Raw genomic sequence first — 16,560 nt, 5'->3', positions numbered from 1 at the left:
GAAACCTGTGTTCAACAATCACGACGGCGGGCGGGGGCATCAGGATTTAACAGTGCGTTAATCGGCTTCGGCCAGAGTGCCCCGATTCGAGACAGATAGTAGTAGCGTGCGGGGAACACCATGGCTGCCAGTATTTTGATCGCCGACGACGACGCTGTAGCCCGCCGGCTGGTCGAAAACATGGTGCAGAAATGCGGCTATGAGACGATCGTGGTGGACTCCGGCGACGCGGCGATTGCCGCCCTCACCGCCCCTGACGCGGCCATCGACGGCGTCATCCTCGATCTCGTGATGCCCGGCCTCGACGGCATGGGCGTGCTGGCGAAAATCCGCGAAGCGGGTCTCAGCATCCCCGTCATCGTGCAGACGGCCCATGGCGGCATCGACAATGTAATCTCGGCGATGCGCGCGGGCGCGGCCGATTTCGTGGTCAAGCCGGTCGGCCTGGAGCGGCTCCAGGTCTCTCTTCGCAACGCGCTCAACTCCTCGGCGCTCAAGGGCGAATTGCAGCGCATCCGTCACAGCCGCGAGGGCCGGCTGACCTTCTCCGACATCATCACCCGCGCCGAGGCGATGGCGAGCGTGATGCGCGCGGCGCAGAAAGCAACAAACTCCTCGATCCCCGTGCTGATCGAGGGCGAGTCCGGCGTCGGCAAGGAGATGTTCGCGCGTGCCATCCATGGCAGCGGCGAGCGCAAGGCAAAGCCGTTCGTCGCGGTCAATTGCGGCGCGATCCCCGACAACCTCGTCGAGTCCATCCTGTTCGGTCACGAGAAGGGCGCCTTCACCGGCGCCACCGAACGCCACACCGGCAAGTTCGTCGAAGCCCATGGCGGCACGCTATTCCTGGACGAGGTCAGCGAGCTGCCGCTGAGCGCGCAGGTCAAGCTGCTTCGCGCGCTCCAGGAAGGCGCGGTCGAGGCGGTCGGCGGCCGCAGACCCGTGAAGGTCGACGTCCGCATCATCTCGGCGACCAATCGCAGGCTGCTGGAGCGGGTCAAGCAGGGCCACTTCCGGGAAGACTTGTTCTATCGCCTGCATGTGCTGCCGCTCACGATCCCATCGCTGCGCGCCCGGCGCGAGGACATTCCGCATCTGCTCAGGCATTTCCTGGCGCGCTTTGCCGCCGAGGAGAACCGCCCCATCACCGGCATCAGCGGCGAGGCCGTTGCTCACCTTGCCCAGCTCGATTGGCCCGGCAACATCCGCCAGCTCGAAAACGCGGTCTACCGCGCCGTGGTGATGAGCGACGGCGACCAGCTTGGCCTTGACGACTTCCCCCTGATCGCCTCGCAGCCACATCCGGGAACAGACATTCCGACCGCGCCGCTGATGCTGGAGCCGATCGCGGCCCCCTCCGTCGTGTCGGGTAATGACATACCGATCGCACCGCTGCCGCAAGCGGGTGCTCTCTCCATGCTGACCGCGACCGGCGACGTCCGGCCGCTGGAGGATATCGAGAACGAGATCATCCGTTTCGCGATCTCGCATTACCGCGGGCAGATGTCCGAGGTCGCCCGCCGCCTCAAAATCGGCCGGTCCACCCTCTACCGCAAACTCGATGAGGCCGGGGTTCCCGGCCATGGCGGCAAAAGCGGTGAGGAGACGCACTGAGCCTGACGCGAACGGAGGTTCGTCCGGGCGGAGCGATACGACTGTAAGCCGTTCGTACGACGACGGAATTCGACTGCGATTTGAACCGTGACTTGGAAGTGACAGACACAGGGAAAAGCGCGTGGCAGAAGCGCACAATCCGTTGCCAAGAGGCTTGCTTGAAGTCAGTTTGTCGTGAGTTGTCCCGGGTAGCGCTGGCTGCGAAATCGGGGCCTGTATATCGTCTGCGTAGGATTCGTTGCGTGCAGGCGTGCAACTTTCGAGAGGCCGGCGCGGTTTAGCCGAAGCTCAATAGGCGATAACGAAGCTGTTCCACGGGGGACAGTTCACCCGAGGGGTGCGACACAATGCGTGACTGTTTGAACCACCGTGCAGGCTTTGACCGTGTCTTGATGACGGTCGCGGCGACCTTCCTCACGGTATCGGCCAGCTCGGCCCTGGCGCAGGATCAGGTGCGCAGCAGCGCTGCCGAGCTCGCGATCGAAGCCGCGATCCCGCGCCCCGAACCCGCAAACGTCCCGCCCCCGACCGCATCCGACATCAAGCTCGACACCACCGCCACGGTTCAGGACTCGGCAAAGGAGCCGGTCAAGGAACCCGTGAAGGCCGAAGCCGCTCCCGCGCCGGACAAGGTCGAGACCAAGCCTTCCGACGTCGCCACCACGCCGGCGACCGAGGCGCCGAAGAGCGAGACGGCGAAGACGGAACCTGCCAAGGCCGACACGGCGACAACGCCGGCCGCGCCCGCCACCGCTGCGGCTCCGGCCTCGGAGCCGGTGAAGGCCGCGAGCAACGTTCCCGCCGCCGACCAGCCGGTCGCCGACAAGCTCAAGGACGCCATCGGCGCCAAGGCTTCACGCTATTTCGACCGCAAGAACGAGCGCGCGACGATCGAGAAGTTTTACGGTGCACGCGACTTCGCGCCGGTCTGGACCCAGGCCGGCAGCCTGACCGCTGCGGCCAAGGGCGTGATCGCACGGCTGAAGGACGCGGCGTCCGACGGTCTCAATCCCGCCGATTACCCGCTGCCGGACTTCGCAGCCGCCACGACACCCGATACACTCGCCGATGCCGAGCTCAAGCTCACCGCCAGCATGTTCGACTATGCGCGCCAGGCTCAGAGCGGCCGCATGCACTGGTCACAGGTCAGCGGCGACATCCTCTATCCCGAGCATCCGATCGATCTGAACGAGGTGCTCGCCAAGGTCACGACGGCGGCGGACGCCTCCGCGGCGCTCGACAGCTACAATCCGCCGCAGAAGCTTTACAAGGAGCTGAAGGCGAAGCTCGCAGAGCTCCGCGGCCAGGGCAACGGCCCGGTGATCGAGATCGCCGATGGTCCGACGTTGAAATACACCCCGGCCGGCAAGAAGCAGGCTGAAATCGTCGTTGAAGATCCGCGCGTGCCGCAGCTGCGCGCCAAGCTCGGCATCACCGAGAACGCCAACGACAGCCGCTATGACGCGGCGGTCGCCGAAGCCGTGCGCAAGTTCCAGAACGGCGCCGAGCTCAAGGCGACCGGCGTCCTCGACGACAAGACGGTCAAGGCGATCAACACCCCGAAGCGCGACAAGCAGATCGACGTGGTGCTGGTGAACATGGAGCGCTGGCGCTGGCTGCCGCGCGACCTGGGCGTGCCCTCGCTCGGCGATGCCTACGTCATCCTCAACATTCCCGACTACACGCTGAAGGTAATGCAGCGCGGCCAGCAGGTCTGGACCACCCGCGTCGTCACCGGCAAGCCCGGCACGCATGCGACCCCGCTGCTCACCGAGACGATGAAGTACATCACGGTCAATCCCACCTGGAACGTGCCGCCGTCGATCGTCTACAACGAATATCTGCCGGCACTTCAGCAGGACCCGACCGTGCTCCAGCGCATGGGCCTCAAGCTCGAGCAGAACCGCGACGGTTCAGTGCACATCTCGCAGCCGCCCGGTGAAGCCAATGCGCTCGGCCGCATCCGCTTCAATTTCCCCAACAAGTTCCTGGTCTATCAGCACGACACGCCGGACAAGAACCTGTTCGCCCGGGACGAACGCGCCTTCAGCCACGGCTGCATGCGCGTGCAGAACCCGGATCAGTACGCGTCGGTCCTGCTCAACATTGCGATGCCGAACGAGAAGTACACGCCGGAACGCATCCGCAGCATGTACGGCAAGAGCGAGATCGACTTGAAATTCCCGACCCCGATCCCGGTCAACATCACCTATCAGACCGCATTCGTGGACGATGGCGGCAAGCTGCAATTCCGCAAGGACGTCTATGGCCGTGACGCGACCATGATCAACATCCTGAAGAACGGTCGCGGCAAGGATCTCGAGAACGTCGTCGCGCACTCCCAGCCGAGCTATTCACGCCCGGCAACGACGCTGCCGAACGGCGTCCTGGCGGCCAATGGCGGCTCGTCCGGCCCGAATTTCTTCGAGCGCCTGTTCGGAGCACCGACCCCGCCGCCGGCCCCGGTCGGCCGCCGGCCGCAGCAGCAGCGGGTGTTTACCCGCTGAGCTAGGCCCGCCCCGGGGTCTGATTTCCTGAAATTCCGCAGTAAAATCAGCGACCTCATCCTCTGATGGGGTCGCTTAACGTTAACCATTCTCCACCTGACCTCGGGCAGCGGGCCTTTTTTCGCCACACTCACCCGGTTAGGTTCGCGATCTGACTTGGTTTGGGGGCGGGAAGGTCAACCTCGAATTAACCTTCTCGCTTTAACAAAGCGTTCATCCTCTTTCGCGCGCTACGGGGTTAGCGGGAGAGTCCATTTTGAACGCTCGTCGACTGGGTGGGCTCTAACGTGCTGACTGGAATCGCACGCCAATTCGCTGTGCTGTCGTTGTCCCATGCGGGAGTGAAGGCCGGATCACGGATCGGCCTCGCTGCCGTATTGCTGCTTGCTGCCGCGGGTTCAGTTCATGACGCCGCCGCGCTCAACGAGACCAAGACGCTCTCCTTCCACCACACCCATTCCGGCGAAGACCTTACCGTCACCTTCAAGCGCGACGGGCGCTACGACGAAGCGGCGCTGAAGCAGCTCAATCACTTCCTGCGCGACTGGCGCAGCCAGGACGAGACGGTCATGGACCGTCACCTCTTCGACATCCTCTGGGAAGTCTACCGCGACGTCGACGGCAAGCAGCCGATCCAGATCATCTCCGCCTACCGCTCGCCCGCCACCAACTCCATGCTCCGCCGCCGCTCCTCCGGCGTGGCGCGCTTCAGCCAGCACATGCTGGGGCATGCGATGGACTTCTACATCCCGAACGTGCCGCTGGAGCAGATCCGCTTCGCCGGCCTGCGCCTCCAGCGCGGCGGCGTCGGCTTCTATCCGACCTCAGGCTCGCCGTTCGTACATCTGGACACCGGCAGCATCCGGCATTGGCCGCGCATGACGCATGACCAGCTCGCCCGGGTCTTCCCGGACGGACGCACCGTCCATGTCCCAACCGACGGCACGCCGCTGAAGGGCTATGAGCTCGCCAAGGCCGAGATCGAGCGGCGGGGCAGCGGCGAAGATTCCGGCAGCAAGTCGAATTTCTTTGCCGCCCTGTTCAAGGGCAAGCCGGCTCCGGCGGCCACGAGCAACGACGAGGATGACGAGGGCGCGCCCGCTCCGGCCGCGAAGCCTGTTGCGCCGACCGTGGTCGCCGCCGCGACCAAGCCGGCCGATCCGGTGCCGACGCCGCGCGCCAAGCCGTCAATCGCGGCGACGATTCAGCTCGCCTCGGCCGATGCGCAGCTCGTCGCGCTGCCCAAGTCGAAGCCGGCGCCCGTGGCTGACAAGCCGGCCGCCGGCAAATCTGCTGACGCCAAGCCCGAGACGCCCGCCGACATCATCAATGCCCGCGGCTTCTGGGATGCCCCGGCTACGCCGCAGCAGGCGACGCCGGCCCAAGTGGCTGCGCTGAAGGCCCGCCAGGCGCTTGCCGCCGCCACCGATCCGCAGCCGACCGCGAGCGTGTCCAGCGCCGCCTATCAGGCGCTGGCCTACGCGCCGGCGTCCGCCTCCCCGGTCGACCGCGCCAATGTCGTCGCCGCCTCCGCGCCGATCCCGCGCTCCGCCCGTCCCACCGCCGCGTCGCGCAACCTTGCGCCCGCGACCGAGATCAACACGGTGGTCGGCAAGCGTGTCGACGGCATGGTCGCAACCGCGACCCGGCTCTCCGCAGCCAAGGGCGAAAGCATCTGGCTCAAGATCGTGATGCTGTCGCCGAGCGCCAGCCGCGCGATGTCGGTCACGCTGATGGGCGAGCTCGACACGGCCGCGATGCGCGCCTACTTCGTCAAGCCGCAGTCCGTGATCGCCATGGGTTTTGCCGACGATCCGATGCAGGGCCTGTCCTGCGACAGCTTCTCGGGCACCGCCACCGCCAAGCTCGAGACGACGTCGTTCGTCATGCGGACCGCCGCGTTGCGCTGAGGTCTTCGCGCGCCGCTAACGCTTCTTCCTTCGTCGATCCAGATGATACGTCAACGCCAGCGACAGGCAGACCGATAGGTCCTGCTTCGGCAGCTTGCCCGACACCGGCAACAGCAGCGCCCTGGTCTGCCGATATTCGAACCGATCGGGAAAGCGTTCGCGAAAGGTATCGACCAGCGTCGTCTTGCAGTTGAACAGAATCGCGGCGTGCGCGGAGTCCTTCAGGCGGCCGAGCCGGATCGTGCTGCCACTGCCGGTCTCTTCGGTCAGATAAGCAGGCTCGCCCCATTTCAACGTTTCGGTGAGACGGCCGATGCCTTCATTCGCCGCGGCGGTCGCGAAGATCAGCTCGCGTACCCAAAGCAGCCGCTTGCCGATCGACGCCGGAAAAGCGTCGTAGGCACGGCTTACCTCGCGCGGCAGCGGCGGCGCAGTCACCGCGGTCTCCTTCCATCGACATGGTGTCGCCCTGGCAAAAGCCAGGACGACACCGATAGCTCAGATCATTCCCAGTGCCTGCATGTAGGTCTCGAGGATCGTCTCGGCCTCGGCGCGCTCGTTCGGGTCCTGCTTGCGCATGCGCACGATGGTGCGCAGCGCCTTGACGTCGTAGCCGTTGCCCTTGGCCTCGGCGAATACGTCGCGGATGTCGTCGGAGATCGCCTTCTTCTCTTCCTCCAGCCGCTCGATGCGCTCGATGATGGACTTGAGCTGGTCCTTGGCAAATTTCGTCGCGGGCTCGTCGTCGCGGACGGCGGCGGAGGTGGCCATCTTGGTACTCCCAATGGAACTGGCAAAAACGAGGTGACGCCGGCATCCTCACCGCGCGTGCTGGTTAGACCCTTAGGGTTCGGACCTCTCGGGTTCAAGGCAGCATCGCGCTCGTCCACAGCGCGCCCACACCTTCCTACGGCACGTCGAAGAAAGCTGTTGTGTGATGCGACTCAAGGGCACCGCACATCAGGCTGCCGGCGCGGCCGTTCAGTGCCCGGGATGAACCTTCTTCATGGCGTCGAGCTGCTCAGGCGTGGCCGCGCCCTGGTATTTCGATTTCCAGGCCTCGTAAGGCATGCCATAGACGGCTTCCCGGCTCTCGTCCTTGCTCAAGGCGACGCCTTGGGCGTCGGCGGCGTCCTTGAGCCAGTTGGACAGGCAGTTGCGGCAGAAGCCTGCGAGATTCATCAGGTCGATGTTCTGGACGTCTGTCCGCGTCTTCAAATGATCGACCAGGCGCCGGAAAGCGGCAGCCTCGAGTTCCGTTCTGGTTTTGTCGTCGATTGCCATGGCTGGATCCCTCGGCTTTGCGAAATTGGCAGTGACCTGGATGGGTCACCCTTACGAGATCAGGTGGGGCCTGTCACAGATTTTGCCATATCGCGGCGCAAACGGGCGAGAAGCCGGCTTCGGGCAGTTCCCGGGCCCTACGCCAAATCGTCAATGATCTGATATAGCTTCCGCGACAATGATCGCCGAATCTCCCCGCTCCCCCCTTCGCCTGCTCGCCCGGTTGGTCCCGGTGCTGGTGGTTGGCTTGCTATGCTTTTGGGCCAGCCCGGCCTCCGCCGATTTCCGGCTCTGCAACAACACGTCGAGCCGGGTCGGCATCGCCCTCGGCTACAAGGATGCCGAGGGCTGGACCACCGAGGGCTGGTGGAACATCTCGTCCCGCTCCTGCGAGACCCTGCTGCGCGGAACGTTGGTGGCCCGCTTCTATTACATCTACGCCATCGACTATGACCGCGGCGGCGAATGGTCGGGCCAGGCCTTCATGTGCTCGCGCGACAAGGAGTTCACCATCCGCGGCACCGAGGATTGCCTCGCGCGCGGCTATGACCGGACCGGCTATTTCGAGGTCGATACCGGCGAGCAGCGGGCCTGGACCGTTCAGCTCACCGATGCCAACGAGCAGCCGTCAAAACAGCAGCGCGTGCCTGGTCTCCCCGGCCCGGTTGGTCCGGGGGTTCCGGGTTTGCCCAATGGCCCGCCCGGTGGTACGCCCCCCGCCGCGCCTGGCCTCCCGCCAGCCCCCTCGCCCCCGTCTGGAAATAAGCCATGAGGCGTCTTCGCCGTATCAAGATTCTCGCGACCCTGGGACCCGCCTCTTCGGACCTCGCGATGATCCGCCGCCTGTTCGAGGCCGGCGCCGACCTGTTCCGCATCAACATGAGCCACACCCCGCACGACAAGATGCGCGAGCTGGTGGCAACGATCCGCAACGTCGAGAGCAGCTACGGAAGGCCGATCGGCATTCTGGTCGACCTCCAGGGCCCAAAGCTCCGGCTCGGTGCCTTCGCCGAAGGCGCGGTCCAGCTCCAGAACGGCCAGACCTTCACGCTGGATTCCGACAAAGCGCCAGGCGACACCACTCGCGTCCAGCTTCCGCATCCGGAGATCCTGGCGGCGCTGCGGCCGGGCCATTCGCTGCTGCTCGACGACGGCAAGGTGAGGCTGATCGCCGAGGAGACCTCGAAGGAGCACGCGGTGACGCGCGTCGTGGTCGGCGGCCGGATGTCCGATCGCAAGGGCGTCAGCCTGCCCGACACCGACTTGCCGGTCTCGGCGATGACGCCGAAGGACCGCGCCGACCTCGAGGCGGCGCTGGTCACCGGCGTCGACTGGATCGCGCTGTCCTTCGTGCAGCGCGCCGACGACGTGCTCGAGGCCAAGAAGATGATCCGCGGCCGTGCGGCGGTGATGGCCAAGATCGAGAAGCCGCAGGCGATCGATCGCCTCGCCGACATCATCGACGCCTCCGACGCCCTGATGGTGGCGCGCGGCGACCTCGGCGTCGAGCTGCCGCTGGAACGCGTGCCGAGCCTGCAGAAGCAGATGACGCGCATGGCAAGGCGCGCCGGCAAGCCGGTGGTGATCGCGACCCAGATGCTGGAATCGATGATCCAGTCGCCGGTGCCGACCCGCGCCGAGGTTTCCGACGTCGCTACAGCCGTCTACGAAGGCGCCGACGCCATCATGCTGTCGGCGGAATCGGCGGCCGGCAAATTCCCGGTCGAGGCTGTCTCGACCATGAATCGCATCGGCGAGGAGGTGGAGCGCGACCCGATCTATCGCTCCGTCATCACCGCACAGCGCCCCGCCCCGGAAGCCACCGCCGGCGATGCCATCGCGGACGCTGCGCGGCAGATCGCCGAGACGCTCGACCTGCCGGCCCTGATCTGCTGGACCAGCTCGGGATCGACCGCCGTGCGCGTGGCGCGCGAGCGGCCGAAGCCGCCGATCGTGGCGATCACGCCAAACGTCGCGGCGGGACGCCGGCTGTCGGTCGTCTGGGGCATACATTGCGTGGTGGCGGAAGATGCGCGCGACCAGGACGACATGGTGAGCCGCGCCGGCCAGATCGCGTTCCGCGACGGCTTCGTCCGGGCCGGCCAGCGCGTGATCATCGTCGCCGGCGTGCCGCTCGGCATCCCCGGCACCACCAACATGGTGCGCATCGCCTCGGTCGGCCCCGAGGGCGAAGCGAATATCTAGGCCCGCCAACACGCGGCAAACAAAAATGGCGAAAACAACCCCATGCACAGTAGCCGGGGGGTCCGGCGCATGTGCTGAGGTTTTTCGCAAAGGCGAGCTCTGGCAATGGCCTGGGCGCGATCAGGTCCGCCGGCCGATCAGGCTGACGTTTTAGGCCCCAACCAGCGCTTTCGCCGCCGGCAGCAGCGTCTGCTGCACGACGAGACCCCTGGCGCGGGCGTCCATGACGCCGACCGCGCGGAGCGCCAGCAGCGTCACGGTCTGCACGGCATCGCGCATCCTGGCGGGATCGTCGAGATTGTCCGGCGCGAGCGGTCCGACCAGGGCCTCGTGCAGGGCGCCGAGCAGCGCGGTGGCGGCGAGTGCGGTGTCCTGCGCCGGCAGGTGGCCAGCGCGCACGGCGGCGTCGATCCGCGAGGCCATTTCGCCCGCGATCTCGCGCCGGCTGGCGAGACGTGAAGCGCTGACATCGACATCGACCGGCTCGGCCAGGATGCCCCAGGCGAGCCTGCGCTGTGACAGGGTATGCACCGCCACGGTGGTCACCGCCGCCGCCAGCGCCGAAGACGGGCCCGGTGCGGCATCGGCTGCTCGCCGGATCGCAGTAAGCTCGTCGCGGGAGACTTCGGCGATCAATTCGGAGATCAAATCGGCCTTGGATGGGAAGTAGCGGTAGACCGTACCCGCAGCGACGCTGGCGCGAAGCGCGACCGGCGCAATCTGCACCGCCGCCATCCCACCTTCCGCCGCCGCCTCCCGCGCCGCCGCCAGTATCGCACTGCGCCGGGCCGCAAGGCGCTTCACCACTTGATGCGTCCGCCGATAAACCATGGCGCGCTTCCTGTCCCCAGCATCCGGTCCGGCGCAAAGCCCGACCGCCTGCTTATTCGCCAATCTTCGCCCAAATCGCCCTCAAGAACTGAACAACTATTCAGGGCGGATGACAAGACACAAATGAGCATATGCGCGCGACGCAAATTTCAGCGCGACAAGAGCAGGTAAACGCATTCTTGCTCGGCGCGGCCGCGGTATGACGATCCGGTTTACCTCAACTTAAAAGCGATCATGCTCAGCTTGCCGATGCTTGCGCGCTGCTGCGTGCTGTCGTTTCAGCCCCGAGAGTCCGATGTCGATTTCCATGACAAGCAGCGTGCCCGTCCGCGGTGTTGCGCGCTGGCTACTGCCGTTCTGCATCGCCGCCGGCGTCTACCTGTTCTTCCTGGGCATCGGCGACATCATGCTGCGGGATACCGATACGCTGTGGCAGATCAAGATCGGGCAGTGGATTCTCGAACACCGCGCCCTGCCCTATACCGACATCTATTCCTTCACGCGAGCCGGCGAGCCCTGGATCTCGAGCTCCTGGCTATCGCAAGTCCTGTTCGCGCTGGCTTACGAGCCGTCCAACTGGTCGGGGGCAGTTATCCTGACGTCGCTCGCGATCGGAGCGACCGCAGCGATTTTCGTCTACCTGCTTGAGCCCTATCTGGAGCCTGCGCGCGCCTTTCTGCTCGTCACCCCGCTCCTCTTCATGTCGATGGGCCACTTTCTCGCCCGCCCGCACATGCTGGCACTCCCTGTCATGCTGGCCTTTGTCGGCGGGCTGCTGGCGGCCGCCGATCGGCGCACCGCGCCGTCGTGGCTATTGCTTCCCTTGATGGCGCTATGGGCCAATCTTCACGGCGGCTTCGTCATGGGGCTGGCGCTGATTGGGCCCATCGGCCTCGATGCGATCGCGTCCACCGATCGCAAGGGCCGCTTTGCACTGGCGTCGCGCTGGGCCTTGTTCGGGCTTGCTGCGCTTGCCGCAAGCTGCTGCACGCCCTATGGCTGGAATACGCCGCTCGCATCGGCGAAAATCCTCAGCCTCGGCAAGGTGCTCTCGCAGATCTCGGAGTGGATGCCCGCCGATTTCAGCTCGTTCGACTTGTTCGGTGCCAGCCTGCTCGGATTGATCGCCCTCGGCTACTACAAGGGATTGGTGCTGCCGTGGACCCGCATTCTTCTGCTGCTCGGCCTGGTCTGGGCGGCACTCAACCACGTCAGAAACATCGAAGTCTTTGCATTGTTGACACCGCTCGTGCTGGCGAAACCGTTGGCCGAACAATTGGGCGCGGCCAGAGCGGTCGCGCTCGCACGGGCTGAAGCACGGACCTCCTTTGCAGCGACCGCAATCGCCGCGCTCGTCATCGTTGCGACCAGCTGGAGTATCACGCGGTCCTATGCCACGCCGACGCGGTATGCCTTTATCCGCAATCCGACCCCTCGGGCCGCAGTCGATCTGCTCGAGCAGCGGCACGCGCAGCGCATCTTCAGCACCGCGCCGATCGGGAGCTATCTGATCTTCCGCAACCTCAAGACCTTCATCGATGGCCGCGCCGAGCTGTATGGAGAGCAGTTCGTGCTCGACTATTTCGACGCCATCGAAGGCAAGAACGCTGAGACTCTGCTGCGTTTGCTCGATACCTACCAGATCGACGCCACACTGCTGAACGGATCGACTCCCGCCGCAAGGATCATGGACCACGTGCCGGGCTGGAAGCGGCTCTACTCGGATGACCTTGCCGTCATCCACGTCCGCGATGACGCATCGGCGAAGCTACCCTCAGCACCGTGAGCCGCGGATCAGGCGTTTAACCGTCGCGGACTCGCTTGGACGCGACGACTTCGGCGAAGAAAAGACTTCGCTATAACGAGACCTCGCTAGAACAACACTTGGCACAAAAGGCTTGGCACAAAAGAAAAGAGCCTTGTCCGGGACAAGGCTCTTTCTACTCTTGGTCCGTTCAGTCTTACTTGAGGCTGGACGAGATCGAGGTGAACTTGGCGTTCAACGTGGTGCCCAGGTTATTGACGACAGTGATGATCGCCAGCGCGATGCCGGCGGCGATCAGACCGTATTCAATGGCGGTGGCGCCGGATTCATCTTTCGCAAAATTCGCAACGAGGTTCTTCATAAAGAGCTCCAAATGAGTACACGAGGCTACAACTGATCTGGTCTTTTTGGCTTCCCAGCGCCGCTCGACCATGGATGCGAACGTAGTGGCAAAGAATTGCGCCGCAGTTAATTCGACTGCGGAAATACAGAGCGGTTTGCGTGTATTCGCCGATGGTAAACCGAAATCTAAAACGATCCGTTAAATTGTCGAGACATCAAGCCGGCCCGGTATCACCGGTTTACCCGGAATTATGACCGCCGTGGTCCAATGTCGATCGCTCGGCACCCCGACAAAACAACAGGACGACGACGCGGCATGTCCCTTTCCTTTGCCAACAGCATCACGGTGCAGGGTCGTGCGCGAGCCCTGGTGCCGCTGTGCGTCGGTGCGGGCGCCTATCTCTTCTTCATGTATGTCGGCGATACGCTGCTTCAGGACTCCGACTCGTTTTGGCAGATCAAGATCGGACAATGGATCATCGATCACGGCGCTATGCCGTACACGGACATCTATTCCTTCACGCGGACGGGCGCGCCGTGGATTTCAACGTCGTGGCTGTCGCAGGTGCTGTTCGCTCTCTCCTATGCGCAATTGGGCTGGGCAGGTCCCGTCATCCTCACCGCGATGGGAGTCGCGCTCACGGCCGCGATCTTCGTCTATCTGCTCGACGTGCAGATCGAGGCACCGCGCGCAGTGCTGCTTGCGATGCTGGCCCTGCTGCTGTCGCTGCATCACGTCCTGGCGCGTCCGCACGTCCTGGCGCTGCCTGTCATGGTGGCATGGGTCGGTCTATTGATGGCGGCTGCCGACCGCAGGAGCGCGCCGTCCTGGTACTGGCTGCCGCTGATGGCGCTGTGGGCGAACTTGCATGGCGGCTTCGTGCTCGGTCTGGCGCTGATCGGTCCGATCGCGCTCGAGGCCGTCGAGCACGCCGAGAAGGGGCGGCGGCTTCAGCTGTTCCTGCGCTGGGTGCTGTTCGGCATCGGTGCACTGGTCGCGAGCTGCTGTACGCCGTACGGCTGGGGAACGCTGCTGGGCGCCACCAACATCTTGAGCCTGGGCGAGTTGCTTTCGCTGATCTTCGAATGGATGCCGGCGAACTTTGCCACCTTCTCCTCGTTCGAAGGCGCCCTGCTCGGCCTGATCGCGTTCGGCTATTATCGCGGCCTCGTGCTCTCTGCGCCCAGGATCTTCCTGATCCTGTTCCTGACCTGGAGCGCGCTGACCCACGTCAGGAGCATCGAGGCGTTCGCGTTCCTGGTGCCGCTGGTGCTGGCGAAGCCGCTCGGCCAGCTGGCCTCGCGCCCGCAGCCGGACGCACCCGGTGCCGACCGCTGGCCGGCCCGCTATGTCACCGCGCTTGGCGCACTCATGATCGTCGCCGCAAGCTGGGCCTCGACCTCGCTCTATATGGGCCACCACAGCTTCAGCTTCACCATGACGCAGACGCCGGTCGCGGCAGTCGACTTGCTCGAACAACGCAAGGTCCAGCGCGTCTTCAACGCCTATCAGTTCGGCGGCTATCTGATCTCGCGCGACATCCCTGTTTACGTCGACGGTCGCGCCGAGCTCTATGGCGAGAAATTCGTCATGGACTTCTTCAAGGCGACCGAGGGCAAGAAGCCCGAGCTGCTTCCGCGGCTGCTCGACGAGCACAAGATCGACGCAACGCTATTGGCCGCCGACGCGCCCGGACCGCAGATCCTGGACATGCTGAAGGGCTGGAAGCGGATCTATACGGACGACATCGCAGTGATCCACGTGCGGGACAACACGGTAGGTGGGTCGGCGACGAGCGCGAAGCCCTAGCGCCTAGGTGATTGCGAGGCAACCCTGCCCTGCGTCAACGTCGTCACCGCGAGCGTAGCGAAGCTTCGTCGCAAGAGCTCCTCGCAACGACGAGTCGTTCGCCGACGCACCACCACCCAACAAAAAACGCGGCGTTTCCGCCGCGTTTTTCAATTCGATCTGCCGTTCGCGATTACGCCTGCGGCTGCGGCTCCAGGCCGGGATCCGGATCGGGCCGCGGGCGCGACTTGCCGGCCGGAGGCACCGCCGAGGCGCGCGGCGTGGTCGGCTCGAGCACGGACTCGCGGTTCGGCTTCTTGCCCTTGAGCAGGTCGATGATCTCGTCGCCGGAGAGCGTCTCGAACTCGAGCAGGCCCTTGGCGAGAGCTTCGAGATCGGCGCGCTTCTCGGTGAGAATACGCGTCGCTTCGTTGTAGCCTTCTTCGACGAAACGCCGGATCTCGGTGTCGATCTTCTGAACCGTCGCTTCCGATGCGTTCTGGGTGCGCGACACCGACATGCCCAGGAAAACCTCGTCCTGGTTCTCGCCATAGGACACCGTGCCGAGCGCCTCGGACAGGCCCCAGCGCGTCACCATCATGCGTGCCAGACGCGTCGCCTGCTCGATGTCGGACGACGCACCCGAAGTCACCTTCTCGCGGCCGAAGATCAGCTCTTCGGCGACGCGGCCACCCATCATGATGGCAAGGCGCGAGGTCATCTGCTCCAGCGACATCGACAGCTTGTCACGCTCGGGCAGCTGCATGACCATGCCCAGCGCACGACCGCGCGGAATGATGGTCGCCTTGTGGATCGGGTCGGTCGCGACGACATTGAGGCCGACGATGGCGTGGCCGCCCTCGTGATAGGCCGTCAGCAGCTTCTCTTCCTCGGTCATGACGAGCGACTTGCGCTCGGCGCCCATCATCACCTTGTCCTTGGCTTCCTCGAACTCGGCCTGGGTCACCATCCGCTTGTTGCGACGGGCGGCGGTGAGCGCGGCTTCGTTGACGAGGTTCATCAGGTCGGCGCCGGAGAAGCCCGGGGTGCCGCGCGCGATGGTCTTGAGGTTGATGTCCGGCGCCAGCGGCACCTTGCGGACGTGGACCTTGAGGATCTGCTCGCGGCCGACGACGTCAGGGTTCGGCACCACGACCTGACGGTCGAAGCGGCCGGGACGCAGCAGCGCGGGATCGAGCACGTCGGGACGGTTGGTCGCGGCGATCAGGATCACGCCCTCATTGGCCTCGAAGCCGTCCATCTCGACCAGCAACTGGTTCAGCGTCTGCTCGCGCTCGTCATTGCCGCCGCCGAGGCCAGCGCCACGGTGCCGACCGACGGCGTCGATTTCGTCGATGAAGATGATGCAGGGCGCGTTCTTCTTGGCCTGCTCGAACATGTCGCGGACGCGGCTGGCGCCGACGCCGACGAACATCTCGACGAAGTCAGAACCCGAAATGGTGAAGAACGGCACGTTGGCTTCGCCCGCGACCGCACGCGCGATCAGGGTCTTGCCGGTGCCGGGAGGGCCGACCAGAAGCACGCCGCGCGGGATGCGGCCGCCGAGGCGCTGGAATTTGCCGGGGTCGCGCAGGAATTCAACGATCTCCTGCAGGTCCTGCTTGGCCTCGTCGACGCCCGCGACGTCCTCGAAGGTGACGCGGCCATGCGCTTCAGTCAGCATTTTTGCGCGCGACTTGCCGAAGCCCATCGCCTTGCCGGCGCCGCCCTGCATCTGCCGCGACAGGAAGATCCACACGCCGATCAGCGCGATGAAGGGCAGCCAGGAGACCAGCAGCGAGACGAACCACGGCACGTTGTCGCCGGGCGGCTTCGCGGTGATCTGCACCTTGCTGTCATAGAGGCGCTTCACGAGCGTCGGATCGCTCGGCGCATAGGTCTGGAAGCTCGAGCCGTTGGTGAAGGTGCCGTGGATGTCCGGCCCCTGGATCACGACGTCGCGCACATTGCCGCGGTCAACCTCGCTCAGGAGCTGGGAGAAGGCGATGTCCTGCGAGGAGGCGCGCTGACCCGGATTCTGGAAGAGCGTGAACAACGCCAACAGCAGCAGGACAATGATGACCCAGAGGGCGAAATTGCGCAGATTGGCGTTCATCGATCTTCCTTCGTGGTCGCGCGGATCGCGGCCTGAGCCTTGGGCAGTTATTTGGGCAGCGCGAGGAAATCCCCAAGGAATCCTCTCGGTTAGACGGATACAATCTAGGTGTCGCTCCGGTCGCTGCCAAGGGAACGAGATGGGACTATTTAGCCCATCTTAGTCCGATTCCCGCTGAAATAATGGCACCCAGATCC

At 64.8% G+C, this 16,560-nt stretch carries 13 protein-coding genes; 7 read left to right on the top strand and 6 right to left on the bottom strand.

The genetic code is table 11. The annotated features are described in order from the left end of the window. The first annotated feature begins 120 nt into the window (after positions 1-120). The 3 genes from N551_RS0131765 to N551_RS0131755 all read left to right on the top strand — a co-directional run bounded on the left by N551_RS0131765 (position 121) and on the right by N551_RS0131755 (position 6,031). A complete protein-coding gene (locus tag N551_RS0131765) occupies positions 121-1,614 on the top strand; it encodes a sigma-54 dependent transcriptional regulator (RefSeq protein WP_027570353.1) in 1,494 nt (497 codons plus the stop codon). Between the two features lie 347 nt (positions 1,615-1,961). Beyond that, positions 1,962-4,121, top strand: a complete 2,160-nt coding sequence (locus N551_RS0131760) for a murein L,D-transpeptidase (RefSeq protein WP_027570352.1) — start codon at positions 1,962-1,964, stop codon at positions 4,119-4,121. A 287-nt stretch (positions 4,122-4,408) separates the two neighbouring features. Further along, positions 4,409-6,031, top strand: a complete 1,623-nt coding sequence (locus N551_RS0131755) for a DUF882 domain-containing protein (protein WP_245287881.1) — start codon at positions 4,409-4,411, stop codon at positions 6,029-6,031. Between the two features lie 15 nt (positions 6,032-6,046). Here N551_RS0131755 and N551_RS0131750 read toward each other — a convergent pair whose 3' ends face one another. From N551_RS0131750 to N551_RS0131740, 3 genes are all read right to left on the bottom strand, one after another. Further along, positions 6,047-6,469, bottom strand: coding sequence for a hypothetical protein (locus N551_RS0131750; RefSeq protein WP_027570350.1), 423 nt, complete (start codon positions 6,467-6,469; stop codon positions 6,047-6,049). 60 nt (positions 6,470-6,529) lie between these two features. Then, positions 6,530-6,802: a DUF2312 domain-containing protein gene (locus N551_RS0131745; RefSeq protein ID WP_007596286.1), complete on the bottom strand. Its 273-nt coding sequence runs from the start codon at positions 6,800-6,802 to the stop codon at positions 6,530-6,532. Positions 6,803-7,012: 210 nt separating this feature from the next. Continuing rightward, positions 7,013-7,315 (bottom strand): DUF1244 domain-containing protein, encoded by a 303-nt coding sequence (locus tag N551_RS0131740; RefSeq protein WP_007596287.1) that lies wholly within the window; start codon positions 7,313-7,315, stop codon positions 7,013-7,015. A 178-nt stretch (positions 7,316-7,493) separates the two neighbouring features. Between N551_RS0131740 and N551_RS0131735 the strand changes: the two genes are divergently transcribed. Next, the gene (locus tag N551_RS0131735) at positions 7,494-8,087 is read left to right on the top strand and encodes a DUF1036 domain-containing protein (RefSeq protein ID WP_027570349.1); all 594 of its coding nucleotides are present in this window, start codon (positions 7,494-7,496) and stop codon (positions 8,085-8,087) included. Next, positions 8,084-9,520 (top strand): pyruvate kinase, encoded by a 1,437-nt coding sequence (gene pyk, locus N551_RS0131730; RefSeq protein WP_027570348.1) that lies wholly within the window; start codon positions 8,084-8,086, stop codon positions 9,518-9,520. The genes N551_RS0131735 and pyk overlap by 4 nt, the downstream gene beginning before the upstream one ends. Before the next feature lie 150 nt (positions 9,521-9,670). Here the strand turns inward: pyk and N551_RS0131720 are convergent, their stop codons facing one another. Then, entirely contained in the window at positions 9,671-10,351 is a 681-nt protein-coding gene (locus tag N551_RS0131720) for a TetR/AcrR family transcriptional regulator (protein WP_027520003.1), read from the bottom strand. Positions 10,352-10,646: 295 nt separating this feature from the next. On the opposite strand from N551_RS0131720, the gene N551_RS0131715 reads away from it, so the two are divergent. After that, the gene (locus tag N551_RS0131715) at positions 10,647-12,137 is read left to right on the top strand and encodes a hypothetical protein (RefSeq protein ID WP_027570347.1); all 1,491 of its coding nucleotides are present in this window, start codon (positions 10,647-10,649) and stop codon (positions 12,135-12,137) included. 175 nt (positions 12,138-12,312) lie between these two features. On the opposite strand, the gene N551_RS0131710 is transcribed toward N551_RS0131715, so the two are convergent. Continuing rightward, positions 12,313-12,477, bottom strand: coding sequence for a Flp family type IVb pilin (locus N551_RS0131710; protein ID WP_027570346.1), 165 nt, complete (start codon positions 12,475-12,477; stop codon positions 12,313-12,315). Between the two features lie 297 nt (positions 12,478-12,774). Between N551_RS0131710 and N551_RS0131705 the strand changes: the two genes are divergently transcribed. Then, positions 12,775-14,268: a hypothetical protein gene (locus N551_RS0131705; protein WP_027570345.1), complete on the top strand. Its 1,494-nt coding sequence runs from the start codon at positions 12,775-12,777 to the stop codon at positions 14,266-14,268. Between the two features lie 172 nt (positions 14,269-14,440). Here the strand turns inward: N551_RS0131705 and ftsH are convergent, their stop codons facing one another. Next, a complete protein-coding gene (ftsH, locus tag N551_RS0131700) occupies positions 14,441-16,363 on the bottom strand; it encodes an ATP-dependent zinc metalloprotease FtsH (RefSeq protein WP_007596301.1) in 1,923 nt (640 codons plus the stop codon). Positions 16,364-16,560 lie beyond the last annotated feature (197 nt).

The sequence above is a fragment of the Bradyrhizobium sp. URHA0013 genome, assembly GCF_000518345.1.
Classification (GTDB): domain Bacteria; phylum Pseudomonadota; class Alphaproteobacteria; order Rhizobiales; family Xanthobacteraceae; genus Bradyrhizobium.
The sequence above is the reverse complement of the archived record's forward strand: the minus strand, read 5'-3'. Positions and strand labels throughout refer to the sequence as shown.